Below are 21,132 nucleotides of genomic sequence, written 5' to 3'. Positions count from 1 at the left end.
CGGGGTCGGCGCATGCCGAGCGCCTTCGCCTCTTCAGCGCACGGCCGTGCCGCCGGGTCCGCGCGGCGCATGGGCAAGCTCCGCCTCTTTCGGGTCATGATCACCGCCGGGCTCGTCTGCCGCGCCTCCCCGGCACCCCTGCTGAGCAGGCGAGATGGGCACGGGCGAGGACCTGTCCAAGAACATCCGGTTTGATTCACACCAACTGGAACATTACGTTCCGTTGGTGAGTGAATACGGAGAGTTCCGGATCGTTCACCTCTCCTCGTGAGCCTTGATGAAAGGGCACCGGCATGTCCTCGGCCATGTGCACGACGACGAAAACTCCAGTGGCACGGCGGCTGGCCGCCGCAGCCGTCGCACTGGGCAGCTGCCTGGCGCTCGCCGTCCCGGCGGCCAGCGCCGGCGCGGCGCCCGCAGACCCGGTACCGACGGTCTTCTTCGGCGACTCCTACACCGCCAACTACGGCATCGCTCCCGTGAACCACGAAGGCGAAGCAAGGTTCTTCTGCTTCCAGGCGAAGGAGAACTATCCCGCCGTCGCCGCCCGGCGCCTCGCTGACAGGGGCGTCATGCTCGATGTCCAGTCGGACGTCTCCTGCGGAGGCGCGCTCACCCATCACTTCTGGGAGAAGCAGGAACTGCCCTTCGGCCTCGGAGAGTTCCCTGCGCAGCAGGACGCGCTCAAGCCCGACACCCAGCTGGCCGTGGGCAGCATGGGCGGCAACACGGTGGGCTTCAGCCGCATCCTGAAGCAGTGTTCCGACAAACTCCGTGGCGAGGAGGGGACACTGCTGCCGGGAGGGCCGGTGGACGAGGACGTACCGGCCGCCAAGTGCGGCGAGTTCTTCACGTCCGGGGACGGAAAGCAGTGGCTGGACGACCGGTTCGAGCGGGTCGGATGGGACCTGGAGGAACTGCTCGAACGCATCGGGTACTTCTCTCCCGACGCCAAGCGTGTCCTGGTCGGCTACCCCAGGCTCGTGCCCGAGGACACCGCCAAGTGCCTGACCCCGGCGCCCGGCCAGACCGAGCTGCCGTTCGCCGACATCCCACAGGACGCCCTGCCGGTCCTGGACCAGGTCCAGAAGCGCCTGGACGACACGATGAAGAAGGTTGCCGCCGACATCGATGGCGGTGCCGACTTCGTGAACCTCTACGACCAGACCGGCAACAACACCGCGTGCGACGGCGCCGACCGGGGCGTCGGCGGACTGCTGGAACCCTCCGGGATCGACCTCGGCCAGAAACTCCCCTGGTACCTGCACCCCAATGACAAGGGCCGCGACATCCAGGCCGAGCAGGTCGCCGACACGGTCGAGCAGGTCCTGAACCGGTAAGAGGGACACAGCCCTCAGCGGAGAACAGGAACCCGCACACTCACCGCGCGATCCCGGCTCCCGTCAACGTCCCTCGGTGAGGCCCCAGGTCGATGGCCTGGGGCCTCACCGAGGGACAACACACACGGGGCAGAGCTGATGCTCAGGACTCCTGCGCCGGGATGTTGGGGCGGGGGGTGAGAAGGAGGTCCTCGTAGGTGTGGTGGCGGCGGGTGGCGTGGCGGTGGTGCAGCAGTTGGGCCGCGCGGGCGTGCTCACCCGTATCGACGAGGGCGCGGGCGAGGGTGTCCTGGATGATTTCACGCTCGACCCGTACGCCGCCGATCCGTTCGGTCTCCTGTCCCAGGCCGGTCAGCAGGTCCACCGCGGCGCGGGGGCGGCCCGCGGTGATCTCCGCCAGTGCCCGCACGACAGGAGCCAGGACTTCTCGGTAGTCGGGGCGTTCGTCGGCGGCCGTCCGGCGGGCCAGAGCGTGCAGGTCGTCGGTGGCGGCCTCCACCGCCAGGGCCAGCGCCAGGTTGAACGTGTGGAAGATCTCCGCTGTCCCACCCGGTGCGGCGAGCAGCGCCCTGATGCGCTCCGGGGCGCTGCGGCCGGCCGGTGACTGGCCGACCAGGAGCAGGCGCCAGTTGGTCGCGGCCCGCATGCCGACATCCGTGCCCGCCAGGGCCGTGTCCGCCCGTCGGCGCGCGTCCGGGAAGTCGCCGCAGGCGAGGGACTGCAGGGCCGCGTGCCAGTTCAGGTGCCGTGACTGCTCCGCCTGCGGGTCGGTGCGCAGCCACTGGTCCAGGAAGCCGGCGCAGGCGGCCCCGGTACCCAGTTCGTGTGCGGCGTGCGCGAGGGCGTGCACGGCCACACCGGAGCGGGGAAACAGCTGAAGTGCGTGCTCGGCCAGCTCGTACGCTTCCCTCGCCCTGCCCTGCTCGGCCCTGGCAGCGGCCAGCCAGTTCGTCCATGGCCAGCTGTCCGGTCCTGCCACCGCCGCCTGCTGCTCTGTCAGTTCCTCACCCCGTGCGCGGTAGACGGAGTCCCCGCAGGCGGAGAACGCGCCCAGCATGTGCCCGGCCAGCTCGTCGGCCGGCCACCGGGCGAAGTGCCCCACCAGATGATCGGCCGTCAGCCGGTACTGCCGATGAGTGTGCAGGAACACCCCGTACACCAGGCTCGCCTCCCGCTCACCGACGGCCAGCGCGTCCCGGTGCGCGATCACCAGCTGTTTCTTCAGGGTGGCCTCGTCCCACCGGTCACCGGCCACCAGCGACAGCAGGGCCCGCGCCACACCGCAGTCCGGATCCGAGCCGACCCACTGACGGGCGCGAGCCCGTGCACCTGCGCGAGGGCGACTTCTACCTCCTGGGCAACCCGCCGTCCTACCGGATGGCCAGCAGCCTCACCGCGCGAGCGCAGCCGGCGGAGACGTTGCGGAGGAGCGCCACGAACGGGGTGGCGCGCATCGGCTCAGAGGCCGAGGAGGACACCTACCTGTGCGGCGGGTACTTCCACTTCGACGAGCCCAACGCCCCGATATTGATCGATATCCTGCCGCGGCTCGTCCACATCCGGGCCACCGACCCGCGCAGCGTGCTGCTCGCGCATGTGACCGAACTGCTCAGCAGTGAGGTGGAGAGCAACGCCGTCGGCCGTTCACTGGTCCTGGACCATCTCGCGCAGATCCTCTTCGTTCAGGTGCTGCGTGCCCACGCCGAGCAAACCGACCGGCCCACCGGCTGGCTGGGAGCACTCGACGACAACGGCATCGGCGGCGCACTGCGTGCCATGCACGCCGATCTCGGACACAAATGGACCCTGCAAGAGCTCGCCGACATCAGCCGCATGTCCCGTTCGGCATTCGCCGCTTCCTTCAAGAAGCAGACCGGAACCACACCACTGGAATACCTGATCCAGTGGCGAATGAGCCTGGCCCGCGACGCCCTGCGTCGTAACAGCCGGTCAATCTCCGAACTCGCCTTCGCCACCGGGTACGAATCCGAGAGCGCGTTCAGCACCGCGTTCCGCCGCGTGACCGGCACCTCACCCAGACAATTCCGTGACACCGCGCACCACGCTGCCGGCAGTGGGCCGGACGAGGACCTGCTCGCTAGCTCTGGCTCTGTTCGACAGCCGAGTCAGTTAAGTTCCCTCACCGGGCCAGGGTGAGGTGCTCGGACGCGGGCCTGGGCCGTCGCAGTCGCGATGACACCAGCGGGCCCGGGCGCCGCGCGGTGCTGACAGACCTGCCGACAAGCGGCGATGGAACGTGGGCGAGGGCCGCCCGAGGGAGGGGCCGACGGTGACACTCCTCGTGAGTGCGTTGGTGATGGGGGTACGCGCGAATGGTGCTGCTGTAACGCTCAGTGTCCGTCGTCAAGTTGACGAGGCTGCTGGGCGCCTGGAGTGATCGGCTGCTGCGCTTGGCCTGTTGTGCTCAGCCTTTCCGTGGCGGATGCCCCGCTGGCTGCCAGCCGCTGTGTGATGCGGTCGAACAAGTCCGTCAGAGGGGTGCCGACGTCCTGGCCGAACTCTGTCAGCCCGTAGGTGACTTGAGGTGGCGTCGTCGGTTCGACCTTCCGCCAGACCAGGTCGTCCTGAACCAGTGCGCGCAGTGTTTGAGTGAGCATCTTCTCGCTGATGCCCTGGATGCTGTCGCGCAGCTCGTAAAACCGAAGGTCGTTGCTCCGCAAGGAGATCAGCACCCAGATGCCCCACCTGTTGGTCACGTGGTCGACCACGTCGCGCGCAGGGCAGTCGGTGTGAAACACCTCATACCGACTGCTCGCCTCGGCCTGTGTCAGCTGTGCGCCTTCCCTCATGTCTGGAGCTTACCTCTGGGTATGTTCTTACGAAAAGTAAGCCTGCCTCTTAGCGTCAGTTGCCGCAGTGCACAACGGACTAGGAGCTGAACATGATCGTGGTGACCGGGGCTACCGGGAATGTGGGCCGGCCTTTGACGCAGGCCCTGGCCAAAGCGGGCGAGCAGGTGACGGCGGTGTCACGGCGCGCGGCGGCGGTACCGGACGGGGTCCACCAGGTGTCGGCCGACTTGGCCGATCCGCAGAGCCTCCGGCCCGCTTTGGACGGGGCGAAGGCGCTGTTCCTCCTGCTGTCCGGCGACCTGCACGCTCCCGAAGCCAGGCCGAGCGACATCATCGACCTGGCTGCTGCCAGCGGGGTCCGCCGAGTCGTCCTGCTGTCTTCGCTGGGCGTGGCGACCAGGCCGCTCGGCCCGTCGCGGATCGCGATGCGCGCGGTGGAGAAGGCGTTGAGGGAGTCCGGCCTGGAATGGGCCGTCCTACGGCCGGGCGGCTTCGCTTCCAACGCCTTGGCGTGGGCGGAGTCCGTCCGCAGGCACGGGACGGTCGCCGCGCCCTTCGGCGATGTCGGGGTTCCGGTCGTCGACCCGGCGGACATCGCCGAGGTCGCGGCAGCGTGCCTGCTGGACGACCGGCACACCGGCGGGATCTTCGAGCTGACCGGGCCCGAGGTGATCACGCCCCGTCAACAGGCGCAGGACATCGCCGCCGCGCTCGGCTCGCCGGTGCGATTTCACGAACTCACCCGGGAGGAGGCCAAAGCCGCGATGACCCAATTCGTGCCACCGGAGCTCGCCGACGACACCCTGGACATCATCTCCGCCCCGAACCCCGCCGAACTGCGGATCAGCTCGGACGTGGAACGAGTCCTCGGTCGCGCCCCGCGCCCCTTCAGCAACTGGGTCGCCCGGAGCGTCGCCGCCTTTCGCTGAGGCGCAACTGCTGGTTTCCTGCGCCGGAGATCCGTTGTCAGAAGCCGGAGAGGGGCGATGCGCTGCGGACGACCTCGTGCGGGCGGGCCGCCTGCTCCTCGATTCGGACGCAAGCGTCAGAGTGGCCGGCATGGACACGGCGTGACACATGGGGGCCAGCCGCAGTTCCTCACAGCCTCGGAACAGGACTCGAACCGTGAGACCTACACCCGCGAACGAGGAAGCCCCCGGGCCGGAGTGCGCACCGTTCTCTCAACCCCGGGCCACTCACCGAGTTGTCGGTGCGGGGGCGCTACGGGGGCCACGGCCTCAACGGCCTGCAGGGCGGTGGGGTAGCGGGAGGATCACTCTGGGCTTGCGGGGGTGGTCCGAGGGAGACCTTCGTGAGCGGCGTCCTGACGCTGTCAGCCCCACCTCTGCGGGGACCCTGCGTCCACGTCCATGTATGCACCGGCAGGTGGGGGCTGCAGGGATCGGTCCGGTTGGGCAGCCGTTTCCTGGCGAATTTTTGCGGGGGGTGTGTGGATTTCGTGTCGCCGGGCACTCGGGCTGTCGAACGGAGGTTCTGGTGCGGTTCGGGGCCGGGACCTACCGGTCGGGCGGACTTTGGGCCGTTGTGAAGCTCATTCGCGTATGCGTCTGAGTGTGACCTGACGACAGGAACTTGAAATGATCATTCTTGGGCTTATTCTGCTGCTCATCGGCCTGCTTGTCGGCATGGGGCTGCTCACGACCCTCGGCGGCATCCTCATTCTGGTGGGCGTCGTTCTGTGGGTCCTGGGTGCGACCGGCCGCGCGGTCGGTGGACGCAAGCACTTCTTCTAGGCCCAGAGCGTTTGACCAGCGGTCAGCCTGAGCCGGCGGCCCCTCTCGTGGCCTTTCTGGCTTCGGCGCAGAGCCGCTGCGTCGGTGGCGTGGAAATCCACGCCGACGCAGGTGCGAACCGGATCCAGTCGAAGTGTCGCGTGGTCACGGTTGCCTGCTCCAGCCCGTTCCGCAGGCCGTGACCAGAAGCCGAGTACGGCGGGCATGGGCCCGCAGTCGGTGAACGGGGACGCCAACGCCGCCGTGGAGTTGTCCGGGGGTGGCCGCAGGGACGAAGCCCTGGGCGGGCTCGGCAGGCTCACCGGCGAACTGAAGAAGGTCAATGGTGTGCTGTACCGCAGGTCAGGCTTGCGGTACAGCACACCAAGTGCTGTTCAGCGTCCTACGGTCTGCCAGATCGTCTTCGTCTCCAGGAACGGTGTGATGCGGGCGAGGCCCGGCAGTACGTTCCAGTCGGGGGACGGTTCCGGGCGCAGTACCCGCGTGAGGGTGGCCGCCGCCGCGGTCTCCAGCTCTGTGGCGAGGTCTCCCGCTCCGGCCAGGTCGAGCGCGTTGACGTCGGCGTGGGCGGCCAGGGTCGGGGCGATCTCGGCGGTGCGGCCGGTGAGGATGTTGACGACCCCGCCGGGCAGGTCGGAGGTGGCGAGTGCTTCGGCGAGGGTGACGGCGGGAAGCGGGGCGCGTTCGCTCGCCACGACGACCGCGGTGTTGCCCGCGGCGATCACCGGGGCGACGACCGACACCAGCCCGAGCAGGGGTGAGTCCTGAGGGGCGAGGATCGCGACGACGCCCGTGGGTTCGGGGGACGAGTTGTTCTCGTAGGGTCCCGACACCGGGTTGCCCCCGCCCAGTACCTGAGTGATCTTGTCGGTCCAGCCCGCGTAGTAGACCCAGCGGTCGATCGCGGCGGAGACGACGTCCTGCGCCGCTGCCTCGTCGATGCCCTGCGCGTCGATGACATCCTGGACGAAGTGGGCGCGGCGGCCCTCCATCATCTCGGCGATCCGGTAGAGGATCTGGCCCCTGAGCTGGGCCGTCCGCGAGGCCCAGGGGCCGGACGCGGAGCGTGCCGCGACGACGGCGTCGCGTGCGTCCTTGCGTGAGGCGAGCGCGGCGTTGGCCAGGTGGGCGCCGTCCGACGAGGTCACGGGGATGCTCCTGCCCGATTCGGAGCGGGGGAAGGCGCCGCCCAGGTAGAGCTTGTAGGTCTTGTGCACAGGCATCCGCCGGAGCGCCGGAGCCGCCGGTGCGGGTTCGGGTGCCGTGGCCGTGTCAGCCATTGAGGTACGCCTCCAGTCCGTGCCGTCCGCCCTCGCGCCCGTAGCCGGACTCGCGGTAGCCCCCGAAAGGGCTCGTGGGATCGAATTTGTTGAAGGTGTTCGACCAGATCACTCCGGCGCGCAGCCGGTTCGCGGTCCAGGGGATCCTGCTGGCCTTCTCCGTCCAGATGCCCGCGGAGAGCCCGTAGGGGGTGTTGTTGGCCTTTTCGACGGCCTCTTCCGGGGTGCGGAAGGTCAGGACGGAAAGGACCGGGCCGAAGATCTCCTCGCGGGCGATCCGGTGCGCCTGGGTGATCCCGGTGAAGACGGTGGGCGCGAACCAGTAGCCCCGGGAGGGCAGTTCGCAGGACGGGGACCACTGCTCGCCTCCCTCGTCCCGGCCGGCCTCGGCGAGGTTCTGGATACGGGCGAGCTGGGCGGCGGAGTTGATGGCGCCGATGTCGGTGTTCTTGTCCAGCGGGTCGCCGAGCCTCAGCCGGGCCACCCGTTCCTTGAGCCGGTGCAGGACTTCTTCCGCGACGGACTCCTGGACCAGCAGCCGGGATCCGGCGCAGCACACGTGTCCCTGGTTGAAGAAGATCCCCGTGACGATTCCTTCCACCGCCTGGTCGAGCGCCGCGTCGGCGTAGACGATGTTGGCGCCCTTGCCGCCGAGTTCCAGCGTGACGCGCTTGGACGTGCCGGCGACGGTCCTGGCGATCTCCCGGCCCACGTCGGTGGAGCCGGTGAACGCCACCTTGTCCACGCCGGGGTGGGCGACGAGCGCCCGGCCGGTGGCCCCCGCGCCGGTGACGATGTTGACCACGCCGGGCGGCAGTTCGGCCTCCTGGCAGATCTCGGCGAAGGCCAGGGCGGTCAGCGGGGTGGTCTCCGCGGGTTTGAGGACCACGGTGTTGCCTGCCGCGAGCGCCGGGGCGATCTTCCAGGCGAGCATCAGCAGGGGGAAGTTCCACGGGATGACCTGGGCCGCGACGCCGAGCGGCCGCGGCGCGGGCACGCCGGGGGAGACGAAGGGCAGTTTGTCGGCCCAGCCCGCGTAGTAAAAGAAGTGCGCGGCGGCGAGGGGGATGTCGACGTCCCGGGTCTCCTTGATGGGTTTGCCGTTGTCGAGGGATTCCAGCACGGCGAGTTCGCGGGCGCGGTCCTGGATGATCCGGCTGATCCGGTAGAGGTACTTGCCGCGCTCGGAGGGGCTGGTCCGCGACCACACGCCGTCGTAGGCACGGCGTGCCGCGGCGACGGCGCGGTCCAGGTCCGCCTCGGTGGCCAGGGTCACCTCGGCGAGCTTCTCCTCGTCGGCCGGGTTGACGCTGACCAGGGTCTGTTCGCCCGGTTCGGTGAACTCGCCGTCGACGAAGAGTCCGTAGGCGGGCCGCAGTGAGACGACGGCCCTGGATTCGGGTGCGGGAGCGTACAGGAGGGCGCCGGACCCGGAGGATTCCTGCGGGGTGGAGGCGGCGTGGGGCGTGGGGCGGTCTGACATGTGCGCTTGATCCCTTTCAGTCCGCGGAGTAGTAGTCGGGACCGGGGTACGTGCCGGTCGTCAGCTTCGTCCGCTGCATCAGCAGATCGTTGAGCAGGCTGGAGGCACCGATGCGGAACCAGTGGGGATCGAGCCAGTCGGGCCCTGCCGTCTCGTTCACCATGACGAGGTTGCGCAGGGCGTCCTTGGTGGTGCGGATGCCGCCGGCCGGTTTGACGCCGACCTGGCGGCCGGTCGCGGCGCGGAAGTCGCGGACCGCCTGGAGCATGATCAGGGTGACGGCGGGCGTCGCGGCGGGCGCGACCTTGCCTGTGGACGTCTTGATGAAGTCGGCCCCGGCGTGCATGGCCAGCCAGGACGCACGGCGTACGGCGTCGTACGTGGCCAGTTCACCGGTTTCGAGGATGACCTTCAGATGGGCCGGCGGGCCGTCGGACCGGTCGCAGGCTTCCTTGACGGCGACGATCTCGTCGTACACCTTGCGGTAGTCCCCGGAGAGGAAGGCCCCCCGGTCGATCACCATGTCGATCTCGGTGGCGCCGTCGGCGACCGCGTACCGGGTGTCGAGAAGACGGACCTCCAGCGGTGCGCGCCCCGCGGGAAAGGCGGAGGCGACGGATGCGACGCCCACGTTCGTGGATTCCAGGGCGCGTGCCGCGACGCCGACGAGGTCGGGGTAGACGCAGACGGCGGCCACCGGCGGAACCGTGCGGTCGGTGGGGTCCGGCAGCAGGGCCTTCGTGCACAGGGCGCGTACCTTGCCGGGGGAGTCGGCGCCCTCAAGGGTCGTCAGGTCGATCATGCGAATGGCCAGGTCGATGGCGCGTGCCTTGGTGGTCGTCTTGACCGAGCGGGTCGCCAGGTCGGCCACGCGGGCGTGGACGCCCGCCTCGTCGACGCCGGGAGTCGCGTCCATGAGGGCACGCAGTGCGGCGTTGCTGTGTGCGGGGGCCGGGGGTGCCTGGGGGGCGGGACTGGCGGTGTCAGGCACGGGAACCTCGCTTCTCTATGAGCATGTTGAGGATGAGCGCGACCACGAGGATCAGTCCGGTGACGACCATCTGGAAGAACGAACCGAGACCCATCAGATTGCACAGGTTGCGCAGCACGGACAGCAGCAGCACGGCGACGAAGGTGCCCATGACGCCGCCGCGTCCGCCGAAGAGGTTGGTGCCGCCGAGGACGACGGCGGCGATGGCGTCCAGTTCGAGGCCGTTGAACGCCGTGGGCTGACCGATGGTGAGCCGTGAGGTGAGCAGCACCCCGGCGAGCGCGGAGAGCGCCCCGGAGAGGGCGAAGACCGCGGTGATCACGCCGCGCACCGGCAGTCCGGAGAGGCGGGCCGCCTCCTTGTTGCTGCCCACGGCGTAGATGTACTCGCCGAACGTCGTCCCGCGCAGCAGGAGCCCGGCGGCGACGGCGACCGCGACGAAGATCAGGCCGACGATGGGCACGTAACCGACGAATCCGCCGCCGAGGAGCTGGAAGGCGTGCGGGATCTCGCCCCCGGCCGGCTCGCCGTCGGTCAGCAGGTAGGTCAGACCGCGGATGGCGGTGAGTCCGGCGAGGGTGGTCATGAACGCGGGCAGCGAGAGGTAGGCGGAGAGTCCGCCCATGAGGGCGCCGAAGGCGGCGCCGGCGGCCAGGCTCACCACGATGGCCAGCACGAAGTTGATGTCGTGGTCGATCAGCAGGGCGACGGTCATACCGCCGAAGGCGGCGACACTGCCGACCGACAGGTCGATCCCGGCGGTGAGGATGACGAGCGTCATCCCGACGGCGACGATGCCCGTGAGCGCGGACTGCTGCAGCAGGTTGGACATGTTGCGGACGGTGAGGAACTCGGGGGCGAGCAGGCTCGCGACCACGCACAGGGCCAGGAAGACGAGTACCAGGTTGAACCTGACGATGAGGTCGGCGCCCCGCCACCGGGGCGAGGGGGGCCGCGGGCTCCTGTCGCCGGGGGCCGATTTCGGGTCGACCACCGTGGTGGATGTGCTCATGAGGGTGCTCCAGGGGATATCGCTCTGGTGGGTGTCGCACCGGTGATGACGGGGTGCGCGATCGTGCTCTCGTCGGTGGTGCGGGGGTCGAAGCAGGCCACGTTGCGGCCTTCGTGCAGTACCCAGACGCGGTCGGCGTTGGCGGTCAGTTCGCTCAGTTCGCTGCTGGCCAGCAGGACGGCCACGCCCTGGTCGGCGAGCTGGCGGACCTGACGGTAGAGGTCGGCCTTGGCGCCCACGTCCAGGCCGCGGGTCGGCTCGTCGAGCAGCAGGACCCGGATGTCGCCCCTGGTGATCCACTTGGCCAGCACGACCTTCTGCTGGTTGCCGCCCGAGAGCTTGCCGACCGGCTGGTCCGGTGAGGAGCACCGCACGCCGAGATCGGTGATGACCGGGGACGCGAGCCGACGGCCGCGGCGTCGGGGGAACAGCCAGGGCCTGCGGTTGATCGCGGTGACGGCGGCGTTGCGGGCGACGGACAGCTCCAGCATCAGCCCCTGTTCCTTGCGGCTCTCCGGGACGAGCGCCAGACCGGCCCGTACGGCGGCGGCGGGGCTGCGCAACCGCAGGTCCTTGCCGTCGACGGCCGCGGAGACGGTGGCGCGGGTGTCCGCGAACAGGGCTTTGAGGAGGGTGGTGCGGCCTGCGCCGCCGAGCCCCGCGAGGCCGACGATCTCGCCCGCCCGGACCTCGATGTCCTTGACGTCGATCAGCCCGGGGATCTGCGCGGAGCGGATCTCCAGGAGGGGCGGGCCCTCCGGCCGGGGCCGGTCGGTGGTCCGGACGAGTTCCCGGTTCTCGCCGATCATGTCGGCGACCAGCTCGTCGGCCGTCGTGGTGGCCAGGTCCCGGACGGCGACCGAGCGGCCGTCGCGCATCACCGTGGCGCGGTCGCCGATCTCCATGACCTCGTCGAGGCGGTGCGAGATGTAGATGACGGAGCGGCCCTGCGCGGTGAGGGAGCGGATCACTTCGAACACCGTGCGCAGATCGCTCTCGCCGAGGGTGGCGGAGGGCTCGTCCATGACGATGAGACGGGCGTCGGCCGTGAGCGCCCTGGCGATCGCGGTGAGCTGCTGCGCCGCGATGGGCAGCGCGCGGACGGGCGTGTGGACGGAGAAGTCCCCGCCGACCCGGGCGATGGCGGCCCTGGCCAGTTCGGCGCGCTCCTTGCGGCGTACGACGGGGCCCCATGACGGGGCGTGGCCGAGCAGCAGGTTCTGGGCGACCGTCAGGTCCGGTACGAGATCCAGTTCCTGGTAGATCACGGCGATGCCGGCGGCCAGCCCGGCCTGCGGACCGGCGAGGGCGACCGGCTCGCCGTCGAGCAGGATCTCGCCCGCGTCCGGCTGGTAGGAGCCGGCCAGGATTTTCATCAGGGTGCTCTTGCCCGCCCCGTTCTCACCGAGCAGGCAGTGGACCTCGCCGGGGCGCACGACCAGCTCGGCACCGTCGTTGGCGAGGGTGCCGGGGAAGCGTTTGACGATGCCGCGCATGATCAGCCGCGGGGTGTCCTCGCCGGCCGGGGCAGCGGTGTCGTGAGGGTGCACGGATCCTCCTTTCTGGCTCTTGGCGCTCACAGTTCCTCCCGCTGGTGCATGGCGAGCAGGTGGGCCGCGGTGTGCTGATCGGTGACGAGGGTGTTGCACAGGCCGCTGGAGACCACGGCCGCGCACACGGCGTGTTTCGCGGTGCCCGAGACGACGGCCACGGAGACGGCGCTGTTGCGCAGGTGCTCCAGCGGGAGCCCGAGGGTGCGGTCGTCGAGCGGCTGGTCGACGATGGCTCCCCGGGCGTCGATGAAACGGCCCGCGACATCGCCGACGGCTCCGGCGGCGGCCAGGGACGCCAGGTCGTCAGCGGTCAGGTATCCGGAGCTGACCAGCACCGAGTCGGCTCCTATGCCGCCGGGGCTGAAGAGCACGGTGTCCGCGGCGGCGGCCTGGTCGAGGACGTCGGAGACCGCGCTGTCCTGCTCCAGGAGCCGGCGGGTGGTCTCCTGTTCCACGATGGACGGCACCGGCAGGACGCTGAGGGTGCCCTGCGCGAGGTGCGCGATCCGGCCCGCCATGTCCTGGGCGGAGGTGGGGGTGCGGGAGCGGCTGAGGCCCCCGTTGATCTGGACGACGTGCACGCCGCTGGCCCAGCCGGGCAGCAGGCGGGCGGCGAGCAGGTCGAGGGTGCGGCCCCAGGAGACGCCCAGCTGGCGGGGCGTCGGGTTCAGCCGGGTGAGGTAGTCGGCACCGGCCTCGGCGACCCTGGCGCGCAGCCGCTCGTCGTCCACGCGGTCGGCGGCGACCACGACGGCGTCGCGCAGCCCGAAGGCGTCGCGCAACCGTTCCTCCAGGCTGCGCATACGGGCCTTGGGGTGGACGACCTCGATCCGTACGATCCCCGCGTCCCGGGCCTCGGCGAGCAGTCGGCCCACCTTCCAGCGGGTGAAGTGGAGTTCCTCCCCGATCTGTTCCTGCGTTCGGTTCTGTTCGTAGTACAGGGAGGCGACCTGGTAGAGCAGGGCCTCGTCCTCGATGTTGGTCATCCGGACCTCCTTGTCCGACGGCCGGGTCAGCCCGGGTGGCGGTCGGGCGCGCTGAGCCGGTGGGCGATCGCGCGCGTGGCATCGGTCGCGGCCCGGTAGTCCGCGTATCCCTGTTCGAAGGCCGCGCGGTGGGACGAGTCCGGTTCGATGACCGTCACGCGCGGGGCGAAGCCCGTGGCGGCCTGGGCGAGGGAGGCGGCCTGACCGGCCCCGGCGGCTGCGGCGACCGCGCAGGCCCGCAGGGTGAGGTTGCTCTCGGCGACCAGCAGCAGCGGGCGGCCCAGGACGTCCGCGGTGGTGCGCAGCCACAACGGGTTGTGCCGGATACCTCCGGAGACGAACACTTCCTCGACCGGTACGCCGCCTTCGACGAACGAGTCGAGGACCTGACGGGTGCCGTAGGCGACGCCTTCGACGGCGGCCCGGTAGACCTCCGCGGGACGGCTGCCGAGCGTCAGGCCGAGGACTGCGCCGCGCAGCCGGGGGTCGCGCAGCGGTGTGCGGTTGCCCATGAAGTAGTCGAGGACCATCAGCCCGTGCGCGCCGGGAGGCAGCGCCGCGGCTTCCTTGATCAGGGCGGGCAGCTCCGCGCGGGGCCGGCCGAGGAGTTGTTCACCGGCCCAGGTGAGCACGGACCCCGAGGTGACCTGCCCTCCCTCGACCAGCCACCGGCCGGTGTTCAGGGCATCCGGATAGGGGCCCCAGACGGTGGGTGGGAAGACCGGATCGTCGATCTCCGTGACGAAAGCGGTGGATGTGCCGCAGACGACCGACACCCGGCCGGTCCGCGCGCCGCCGACGGCGAGCAGGGACAGGTGGGCGTCGATGCCGCCGGCGCTGACCACGGCCCCGCCGGTGAGGCCGAGCTCGTCGCGGGCACCGGGCTGCACGGGCGCGACGGGGTCGCCGACCGGGACGATACGGCTGGGGAGCTTGTCCCGGAGGTCGGGTACGCCCAGCTCCGCGTAGAGGTCGTCGGGGAGCCCGGCGCCGCGCGGGTCGTAGTTCCACTTGCAGACGGCGTTCATCCGCGAGCCTGTCCACTCGCCGGTGAGGCGCCAGACGAGGTAGTCGACCGCCTCGACGATGTGGCCGGCGGCACGGTAGACGTCCGGCTGGTGCCGGGCCAGCCACATGGCCTTCGGTACGAGCCACTCGACCGCGTCGGAGCCGCCCGCGTACCGCAGGACCGGATGGTCCAGGGTGGCTGTCAGCGCGGACTCCGCGCTGGCCCGGCTGTCCATCCACAGCAGTGCGGGACGCAGCGGCCGTCCGGCCCCGTCCAGTACGGCGACGGTGGACGCGGTGGTCGCGACGGCGACGCCGGCCACCGGGGGCGAGCCCGCCTCGGCGAGGGCCGCGCGGGTGGCCGTGACCACGGCGTGCCACCAGTCCTCGGGGTTCTGCTCGGCCCAGCCGGGGTGCGGGAAGGAGGTGGGGTAGCCGCTCTGGCTCAGCCCGAGTTCCGCACCGTCGGCGCTGTACACGGCCACCCGGGCGCTCTCGGTACCCAGGTCGATGGCGAGAAGAGCGCTCATGGACGGTCTCCGTTCGGCATGAAGAGGACCTTGGAGCTGAAGATGGACCGCTCGCCCAGCTGACGCAGGGTCGCGGAGACGTCGTCGAGCCCCAGTTCGTGAGTGATCATGAACTTCCAGCGGAGGCTACCGTCCCCCATGGCACGGGCGGCGGTGCGCCATTCGTCACCGGGAAACGGGGCGGAGAAAGAGTTCCAGGCGCCGTGAAGGGTGACCTCCCGGCGCAGGAAATTGCTGAAGGTGGCCTTCGGCAGGACGACGGGATCGTGCGGGATGCCGATGAAGACGGCCTGCCCGTGCCGGGCCGCGAGGGAGACGGCCTGGTCAGCGGTGGCCGGCACACCGGCGGACTCGATGATGACGTCGTAGCCCTGGCCCGCGAGTTCGGTCGCCCGCTCGGCGGTGGTGGCGGTGTGGGTGGCGCCGGCCTCCATGGCCATCGCGGCCTTCTCCTCGCTGACGTCGATGGAGAGCACCTCGTGCGCGCCGGCGAGCAGCGCCCACTGGATGGCGAACAGGCCGATGGGTCCCGCGCCGACGACCGCGACCCGGTGACCGGTGCGCAGCTTGGTGCGCCAGATGGCGTGGAGGGCGATGGCGGCCGGGTCGAGCATCGCGGCGGCGCGCGGGTCGAGGTCCGGGGGCAGCACCATCAGATTGCCCTCGGGGACGGTCACGTACTCGGCGTAGGCGCCGGCGCGCCGACTGCCGAAGTAGTCGTAGTCCTCGCAGAGGCTGAAGTGTCCCTGGGTGCAGGGGGTGCAGCGGCGGCAGGGAATCAGCGGCGGGACCGCCACCAGGTCGCCCTCCTTGACCGTGCCTGCCGCCGCGAGCTCCGCGCCGAGCGCCACCACGTGTCCGGAGAACTCGTGGCCGCAGATCAGCGGGAGGTGGTAGGCCCCTCCGGGACGCAGCATCCTGGGTATGTCGGAGCCGCAGACCCCGCACGCCGCGACACGGACGAGCGCCTCCCGGGGCGCGGGCACCGGTACGGGCACCTCCTCGACGCGGATGTCGCCCGGGGCGTGCAGCAGGGCGGCTCGCATGGTTTGCGGCATTTTCGTATCGCTCTCTCGGGTGGGGGCGGGGCCGGATCCGGCCCGGCGCGTGCGGTGGGGCGTCGTGTCTCGCCCACGCGGGCGAAGGGCGGCGAAACGTTACTTCTTGTCCGCCAGGGCGAAGGTGGTGGAGCCGCTGTACGTGGCGGCGTTGCCGGTGTCGATCAGACCGGTCCCGGCGTCGACCTCGGCGGAGACCTTCTTGCCCTCCTGGGCGTCCAGCGCGGTCTGTACGGCGGTGGCGCCGAGCGAGATCGGGTCGTTGAGCGAGGTCGCGATGTACGGTCCGTCGGCGGCGATGGACTTCACGGCCTCCATCAGCCCGTCGACACCGGCGACCTTGACGTCGGTGCGGTTGTTCTCCTTGAGCACCTGGAGCGCGCCGAGGGCCATGTCGTCGTTGTGCGCGTAGACGGCCTTGACGTCGGGGTTCGTCTGCACGAGGTCCTGCATGGCCGTGACGGCCTTGGCGCGGATGTAGTCGCAGTAGGGCCCCGCCACGATCTTGATCTTGCTGTTGGCCGCCACGGCCTCGTGGAACCCCGCACTGCGGTCGCGGGCGACGGCACCGCCCGCGTCGCCCTTGATCTCGATGACCTTGCCGCCCTTGGCACCCAGGGCCTTGACGACCTCGGCGCCGACGAGCCGGCCCATCTCCTTGTTGTCGCGCCCGACATGGGCGACGGCACCGGAGGGCACCGGGCGGTCGACGGTGACGACCGGGATCCCCGCCGCCTTCGCGGCGGCCAGTCCCGCCTTCACACCCTTGGGATCGACGGGGTTGACCAGCAGTACGTCGACACCGCGGGTGATGAGGTCCTGGATGTCGTTGTTCTGCTTCGTCACGTCGTCACCCGCGTCGGCGAAGTTGAGCTTGGCCCCGGCCTTCTTCGCGGCCTGCTCGGCGCCGGTGCGCAACTGCACGTAGAACGGGGACTGCTGGGTCGCCTGGCTGAAGCCGATCGACAGGCTGTCCGAGGCCGCCTTCTTGCCGCCGTCGCCGTCCGAGCCGCCCGGGGTGGTCGAGACGGAGCACGCGCTGAGCGATACAAGAGTGGATGCCGTGATAAAGATCCCGAAGATGCGCTTGGTACGCATATGGGCCTCCTGATGTGGTCCTGGCGACGGACAGTAGGTCCAGAATTAACTTCACGGCAACACATGCTGATTTTTTTGCTCTCATGAGCACGGCGTGCGCGGGAGGGAGCGACTGCTCGGTCGCTCGGTGAGGTGAGGTGGGGTGGGGTGCTGTGGCGGTGGCGGGTCGGTGACCGCCCGCTGAATCGGTGGGGGAGTACCTGAACTCGCTCCGAGCCGACCTCGGAGACCAGCGCTGTCGGCATCTGGGACAGTTCGGCGCAGGTCGCAGGGTGGCCCCGTCCGAGGAGGTCGCGGCCGCACTGGCGGGTCGCGGCTGCACTGGCGCACTGCGACACGGTTCGGCGGCGATCGCATACGCGCCTCGAACGCTTGCCGCGCCCGCCGTGTGTGACCGGCGCATGCCGACCACTCAGCCCGCTCGCAGGAGGGGACTCGACGTTGCGCCGATGCCGTCGGCCCTGTCGCGGCCGGAGGGCACTACGAACCGCGCGTAGCTTGTCGTACGGCCCGCTATCATGCGCGTATGGATCAGAAGCAGATCAATGTGCGGGTCGATGCGGAGACGCACGCCGGCATCGAGGCGCGGGCGAAGGCGGCCGGCATGTCCGTGCAGGCGTACGCCAAGCAGGTACTCGCCGATGAGGGCAACGACCTGCGGCACCGCTTCCTCGCCGCGGGCGCGCACTTCGCCGACGCCTGGGCCGAGAGCTTCGCCGACGAGTTCGGACACCCGGACAAGGCCAAGGCCGATGGCAAGTCGGCGGCCGCCGCGTGATCGTACGGATCGACCGCGCCTGGCTCCTCGACCTTGCGCACCGCCACCTCCCCTCCGATCCTGACGTCACCGACTTCGGCACGCTGCAGGCCGCGGCCTGCAGGCACGCCGACGAGGTGCTGGACACGCCCGTCTACAGCGAGCCCCATCACCGCGCGGCAGCCCTCATGCACCAGCTGATCCGCTGCCCGGGGCTGGAGCACTCGAACGAACTGTTCGCCGCGGTCGTGGCCGCCTCCTACCTGACGGTCAGTGGCGTCATCGTCGACGTGCAGCCCAAGCAGGCGGCTGCCCTCGCGGGGCGTATCAACCGTGACGCGTTGAGCGTGCGGCAGGTCGGTGACGAGATCAGGACGTGGATCGCCCGCTGACGACCGTCCCGGTCAGTGCTTTCCGTGATCGCGGAGTTCGAGGTAGCCGAGTTTCGGAGGTCCTGGCCGTCAACTGCCCCACGCTTGGGCGCTGACGGGCCGTGCACTGCCGACGGCAGCGCAGAGCGCCGTCTGACATCTTGGCGAGCGGGGGATCGGCGGGCGTACGGCCATCGCGTTCTGCGTGCGTACGGCCTGACGTTCAGCGGTGACGAGGGCGGCATCGAGGACAGCGGCTCAGCCGCCCCGGCCCGCCTAGCGGTACTTGGTCTTCATGGTCTGCGTGAAGCCTTTCCGGCAAAGGTCTGGCCGTGTCCCTCGGCGCACGGCCGCAGATGTCACACCGCGGCCCCGACCAGCGGGAGAGCCCCCCCCGCGACCTTGTAAGCCCATTTCGGTTCGATCAGCGGCACCAGCCAGTCCGGATCGGCTTCGGTGATCGACCACATCCACCCGGTCCCGCATCGGCATCACCGAGGTCCCCTTCGGACATGCCGCCCTCGCCGTGCGGACCGTCATCGGAAGAATCCACTTCCGAGTAACCCTGTAACCAACGGTATGTCGCACACAGCCCGGACACCCGCCGGTGGTGATGCCGACGCTTGCCGGATTCCGGAACATCCGATTCCCGTCATCACGTAAAAAGCCCCCGTGGCGCATATCCGGCCATTCCTGTGTATCACCTTGTTGCCTTCTGCGACGTGAGTGCAAGTTGTTCCCGTAAAGGGAGTTGCGTCGCTGGCGTGGGAAACGCGGCAGGAGGACTCGCGGAAAAACGTGTGTACCCCGCTGCCTTCCGCGCTCGACGCGGGTCTCGTCCCATCTTTCGCCGAGGGGAAGTACATGAGACAGCGGGCACGAGATATTCGAGTGAGATCACGAAGGCAGCTCAGGCTCAAATTAGGGCTGCTCGCCGCGTTCAGCGCGCTGACACTGATCGGCACATCCGGCACGGCGTCGGCTCTTCCGGCCGCGCCCCACTCCGCCCCGGCCGTGCCACCCGTGGCTCTGTCGGCCGAGAGGCCGCCGACTGGAACTCCATCGGCCGAAACGCCGCCCCAGCAGGCCGACGAGCAGAAAATCACCTCCGACACCTGCTCGCCCGCGTCGCTGAAGGCCAAGGCCGAGAAGGCCGAGCCGCTGTCGAGCCGCGCACCGGACGGCCTGGCCGGCAGGACGATCATCACCTGTACGAAGGTGAACGCGCCCGGCTCCGCGGCGAGCCTGGCAGCACGTGCCGAGGTGATCAGAAAAGCGCGATCCGCATCGGGGAATACTGACGCAGAGCGTTCCGTATCCCTGAACAAGGCGAAAACGGCTGGTGCGGCAGCGGATGACGTCGGTGTGCTGGAGTACGTAGATCCGCCGTCCTGGTGTTTCGATCACGCTTTCAGCGGTTGGTGGTACACACGCTCGCAAGAATGCCAGATCCGCGACATCACCGTCGTCTACCTTGAGATCGTCAACGGTAGACCGATCGAGGTGGGAACCGCCAAACACATCGAGACTTCCTACATTTACATGAGCGGCGACATCGACAACATCATCAACCAGATCCGGATCAACAAGTATTTCGCCGAGCGGGCCGGAACCATCGACTTCTGGGGACTTCAGCAGATCCGCGGATGGGCCACCTGCTCGGGCGACTGCAAACCGATCTCCGACACCGGGCTCAGGACCGGTAACTACACGCGAAACCGGAACAACGACGGCGAGGCCGCCTGGGAGCCGAGCCACGACGAAGTGGGGGCGATCACGCACCTGGCCCCCACGTGGAACTACTACGTCACCGCCGCCGGATTCGAGCCGTCGGAAACCGTCACCGTCCCGCCCCCGCCCCAGATCCGCTGCGACAACGCCTTCTCCACCGACGGCAACGACATGGGCGACTACGTCCCGGGAACATCGGTGAACTCCGTGTTCGGTGCCGGATGCGCGGTACCGGTCTACGTACCGACGTGGATCATCTACAAGAACGGTCTGTACCCGACGGTCGGCTGGCATGTGGAAGCGGCCCAGAATTCCGGGCTGCCCGGCCTGTACCCGTCCGGTGACCCGCTGCACCGACTGACCGACTCGACCAAGAAGCGTCAGAACGGTGACCGGGCCTGTCCGCCCACGCCGACGTGGGTGCGGCCTGCGAACAAACAGTGCGACGAGTACCCCATGCGGTCCACGTACGAAGGGGCGTCGACGGCCAACCCCGCGGGCACGGCGCGTACGTTCGCTCCCCCCATCCAGACGATGCCGACCGGCGAGGAGTGGTGCGAGATGGACGCCGCGTGGGCTGTGCCCACCGGGGTGACCGGCCCGCTCGGCTGGTCCTCCTGCATGCTTCCGAGCACGGACAACTCCCACCAGGGCGCGTTCCTGGGAGGCTTCTACAAGACCAACCGGGTGCTGGACAACGATCCCTTCCGGGTCTGGGTCCAGTAGTAGCGTTCCGGTCGTCAGTGACGAGGCCGCTGTCCAGGGCAAGTTCGCGGGCTCTCCCGGACAGCGGCCCCGCCTGGCCCCGGCTGAAAGGCACCCCAGATGACCGACCGCGCATCGCCCCGTACACGCGCCACAGGCCTCCTTGTCGTGGAGTACAACCGATTCACCCTGGCCACGGCCGGAGCGCCACCCGGCTGCCTGGATCTGCCCCGCAACGGGCTGCTCGGGATCCCGGCCGAGACGCGGCCGTTCGAGGAGGGGACCGTGGCCGTGATCGCCACGGGAGTCTCCTCCGACCCGGTGCACGTCACTGCCGAGACCTGGACGGCCGCGCCGCCGTTGGACCTCGACGACTGGCAGGACGCGGCGGTGATCACCGTCGACTGGCCGGGCGGGCCGCCGTCGTTGCTCGGCGAGGATGCCTCCCCACCGGCCGAACTGCCACTGGGAACGGATCTGCCGGCCGGGCGGTACGCCTTGCTGGTGGCCGCCACCCACCGCGACGACGGGGAGGCACGCACCGCGGAACTGCCAGTGGAGACCTACCTCGTCCGGCTGTGGCCTGCGTCGGCCGACCAGTCGGACGAGGTGATCCTGAAGGCGACCAGCGCCACCACGGCCATGTGGCGCACGGGCTGACG

At 69.6% G+C, this 21,132-nt stretch carries 19 protein-coding genes; 8 read left to right on the top strand and 11 right to left on the bottom strand.

Annotated elements, in window-relative coordinates; all coding sequences use genetic code 11:
• Positions 1-293 precede the first annotated feature (293 nt).
• Positions 294-1,340 (top strand): SGNH/GDSL hydrolase family protein, encoded by a 1,047-nt coding sequence (locus tag ACFVH5_RS12420; RefSeq protein ID WP_385833493.1) that lies wholly within the window; start codon positions 294-296, stop codon positions 1,338-1,340.
• Between the two features lie 142 nt (positions 1,341-1,482).
• Here ACFVH5_RS12420 and ACFVH5_RS12415 read toward each other — a convergent pair whose 3' ends face one another.
• Positions 1,483-2,619, bottom strand: coding sequence for a hypothetical protein (locus ACFVH5_RS12415; RefSeq protein ID WP_385833492.1), 1,137 nt, complete (start codon positions 2,617-2,619; stop codon positions 1,483-1,485).
• Positions 2,620-2,663: 44 nt separating this feature from the next.
• Between ACFVH5_RS12415 and ACFVH5_RS12410 the strand changes: the two genes are divergently transcribed.
• Positions 2,664-3,497 carry an AraC family transcriptional regulator gene (locus ACFVH5_RS12410; RefSeq protein WP_385833491.1) on the top strand — a complete coding sequence of 278 codons (834 nt, stop codon included), beginning with the start codon at positions 2,664-2,666 and terminating at the stop codon, positions 3,495-3,497.
• Positions 3,498-3,691: 194 nt separating this feature from the next.
• On the opposite strand, the gene ACFVH5_RS12405 is transcribed toward ACFVH5_RS12410, so the two are convergent.
• Positions 3,692-4,150: a winged helix-turn-helix transcriptional regulator gene (locus ACFVH5_RS12405; RefSeq protein WP_385833490.1), complete on the bottom strand. Its 459-nt coding sequence runs from the start codon at positions 4,148-4,150 to the stop codon at positions 3,692-3,694.
• A 92-nt stretch (positions 4,151-4,242) separates the two neighbouring features.
• On the opposite strand from ACFVH5_RS12405, the gene ACFVH5_RS12400 reads away from it, so the two are divergent.
• Positions 4,243-5,082, top strand: a complete 840-nt coding sequence (locus tag ACFVH5_RS12400) for an SDR family oxidoreductase (RefSeq protein WP_385833489.1) — start codon at positions 4,243-4,245, stop codon at positions 5,080-5,082.
• Between the two features lie 669 nt (positions 5,083-5,751).
• Positions 5,752-5,907, top strand: coding sequence for a hypothetical protein (locus tag ACFVH5_RS12395; RefSeq protein ID WP_385833488.1), 156 nt, complete (start codon positions 5,752-5,754; stop codon positions 5,905-5,907).
• A gap of 374 nt (positions 5,908-6,281) precedes the next feature.
• Here the strand turns inward: ACFVH5_RS12395 and ACFVH5_RS12390 are convergent, their stop codons facing one another.
• The 9 genes from ACFVH5_RS12390 to ACFVH5_RS12350 form a co-directional block, all read right to left on the bottom strand.
• Entirely contained in the window at positions 6,282-7,187 is a 906-nt protein-coding gene (locus ACFVH5_RS12390) for an aldehyde dehydrogenase family protein (protein ID WP_385833487.1), read from the bottom strand.
• Complete coding sequence (locus ACFVH5_RS12385) at positions 7,180-8,670, bottom strand: aldehyde dehydrogenase family protein (protein WP_384800832.1); 1,491 nt, start codon at positions 8,668-8,670, stop codon at positions 7,180-7,182. Before ACFVH5_RS12385 ends, ACFVH5_RS12390 begins: the two co-directional genes overlap by 8 nt.
• Positions 8,671-8,686: 16 nt before the next feature.
• On the bottom strand, positions 8,687-9,586 hold the full coding sequence (gene deoC / locus ACFVH5_RS12380) for a deoxyribose-phosphate aldolase (protein ID WP_385833531.1): 900 nt from the start codon (positions 9,584-9,586) through the stop codon (positions 8,687-8,689).
• Between the two features lie 67 nt (positions 9,587-9,653).
• Positions 9,654-10,673 carry an ABC transporter permease gene (locus tag ACFVH5_RS12375; RefSeq protein WP_385833486.1) on the bottom strand — a complete coding sequence of 340 codons (1,020 nt, stop codon included), beginning with the start codon at positions 10,671-10,673 and terminating at the stop codon, positions 9,654-9,656.
• Positions 10,670-12,223, bottom strand: coding sequence for a sugar ABC transporter ATP-binding protein (locus ACFVH5_RS12370; protein ID WP_385833485.1), 1,554 nt, complete (start codon positions 12,221-12,223; stop codon positions 10,670-10,672). The genes ACFVH5_RS12375 and ACFVH5_RS12370 overlap by 4 nt, the downstream gene beginning before the upstream one ends.
• 26 nt (positions 12,224-12,249) lie before the next feature.
• Complete coding sequence (locus ACFVH5_RS12365) at positions 12,250-13,212, bottom strand: sugar-binding transcriptional regulator (protein WP_385833484.1); 963 nt, start codon at positions 13,210-13,212, stop codon at positions 12,250-12,252.
• 26 nt (positions 13,213-13,238) lie between these two features.
• Positions 13,239-14,750: a ribulokinase gene (locus ACFVH5_RS12360; protein ID WP_385833483.1), complete on the bottom strand. Its 1,512-nt coding sequence runs from the start codon at positions 14,748-14,750 to the stop codon at positions 13,239-13,241.
• Entirely contained in the window at positions 14,747-15,796 is a 1,050-nt protein-coding gene (locus ACFVH5_RS12355; RefSeq protein WP_384800847.1) for a galactitol-1-phosphate 5-dehydrogenase, read from the bottom strand. Before ACFVH5_RS12355 ends, ACFVH5_RS12360 begins: the two co-directional genes overlap by 4 nt.
• 111 nt (positions 15,797-15,907) lie before the next feature.
• Positions 15,908-16,906 (bottom strand): substrate-binding domain-containing protein, encoded by a 999-nt coding sequence (locus ACFVH5_RS12350; RefSeq protein ID WP_385833482.1) that lies wholly within the window; start codon positions 16,904-16,906, stop codon positions 15,908-15,910.
• A 526-nt stretch (positions 16,907-17,432) separates the two neighbouring features.
• Between ACFVH5_RS12350 and ACFVH5_RS12345 the strand changes: the two genes are divergently transcribed.
• The 4 genes from ACFVH5_RS12345 to ACFVH5_RS12330 all read left to right on the top strand — a co-directional run bounded on the left by ACFVH5_RS12345 (position 17,433) and on the right by ACFVH5_RS12330 (position 21,130).
• Positions 17,433-17,684: a plasmid mobilization protein gene (locus ACFVH5_RS12345; RefSeq protein WP_385833481.1), complete on the top strand. Its 252-nt coding sequence runs from the start codon at positions 17,433-17,435 to the stop codon at positions 17,682-17,684.
• The gene (locus ACFVH5_RS12340; RefSeq protein ID WP_384800856.1) at positions 17,681-18,055 is read left to right on the top strand and encodes a fic family toxin-antitoxin system, toxin component; all 375 of its coding nucleotides are present in this window, start codon (positions 17,681-17,683) and stop codon (positions 18,053-18,055) included. The genes ACFVH5_RS12345 and ACFVH5_RS12340 overlap by 4 nt, the downstream gene beginning before the upstream one ends.
• 705 nt (positions 18,056-18,760) lie before the next feature.
• Positions 18,761-20,491 (top strand): hypothetical protein, encoded by a 1,731-nt coding sequence (locus ACFVH5_RS12335; RefSeq protein WP_385833479.1) that lies wholly within the window; start codon positions 18,761-18,763, stop codon positions 20,489-20,491.
• Positions 20,492-20,590: 99 nt separating this feature from the next.
• Positions 20,591-21,130: a hypothetical protein gene (locus ACFVH5_RS12330; protein WP_385833478.1), complete on the top strand. Its 540-nt coding sequence runs from the start codon at positions 20,591-20,593 to the stop codon at positions 21,128-21,130.
• Positions 21,131-21,132: the final 2 nt, after the last annotated feature.

Origin of the sequence: Streptomyces sp. NPDC127119 (assembly GCF_042677425.1) — a bacterium.
In the GTDB taxonomy this organism is placed as follows: domain Bacteria; phylum Actinomycetota; class Actinomycetes; order Streptomycetales; family Streptomycetaceae; genus Streptomyces.
Note: the sequence above shows the minus strand (reverse complement) of the source record. Positions and strands in the feature narration are given on the sequence as shown.

Coding starts and splice junctions, on each gene's coding strand:
- ACFVH5_RS12420 (WP_385833493.1), top strand. CDS start 294: ATGTCCTCGGCCATGTGCACGACGACGAAAACTCCAGTGGCACGGCGG.
- ACFVH5_RS12405 (WP_385833490.1), bottom strand. CDS start 4,150: ATGAGGGAAGGCGCACAGCTGACACAGGCCGAGGCGAGCAGTCGGTAT.
- ACFVH5_RS12400 (WP_385833489.1), top strand. CDS start 4,243: ATGATCGTGGTGACCGGGGCTACCGGGAATGTGGGCCGGCCTTTGACG.
- ACFVH5_RS12395 (WP_385833488.1), top strand. CDS start 5,752: ATGATCATTCTTGGGCTTATTCTGCTGCTCATCGGCCTGCTTGTCGGC.
- ACFVH5_RS12390 (WP_385833487.1), bottom strand. CDS start 7,187: ATGGCTGACACGGCCACGGCACCCGAACCCGCACCGGCGGCTCCGGCG.
- ACFVH5_RS12385 (WP_384800832.1), bottom strand. CDS start 8,670: ATGTCAGACCGCCCCACGCCCCACGCCGCCTCCACCCCGCAGGAATCC.
- deoC (WP_385833531.1), bottom strand. CDS start 9,586: ATGGACGCGACTCCCGGCGTCGACGAGGCGGGCGTCCACGCCCGCGTG.
- ACFVH5_RS12375 (WP_385833486.1), bottom strand. CDS start 10,673: ATGAGCACATCCACCACGGTGGTCGACCCGAAATCGGCCCCCGGCGAC.
- ACFVH5_RS12365 (WP_385833484.1), bottom strand. CDS start 13,212: ATGACCAACATCGAGGACGAGGCCCTGCTCTACCAGGTCGCCTCCCTG.
- ACFVH5_RS12360 (WP_385833483.1), bottom strand. CDS start 14,750: ATGAGCGCTCTTCTCGCCATCGACCTGGGTACCGAGAGCGCCCGGGTG.
- ACFVH5_RS12355 (WP_384800847.1), bottom strand. CDS start 15,796: ATGCGAGCCGCCCTGCTGCACGCCCCGGGCGACATCCGCGTCGAGGAG.
- ACFVH5_RS12350 (WP_385833482.1), bottom strand. CDS start 16,906: ATGCGTACCAAGCGCATCTTCGGGATCTTTATCACGGCATCCACTCTT.
- ACFVH5_RS12345 (WP_385833481.1), top strand. CDS start 17,433: ATGGATCAGAAGCAGATCAATGTGCGGGTCGATGCGGAGACGCACGCC.
- ACFVH5_RS12330 (WP_385833478.1), top strand. CDS start 20,591: ATGACCGACCGCGCATCGCCCCGTACACGCGCCACAGGCCTCCTTGTC.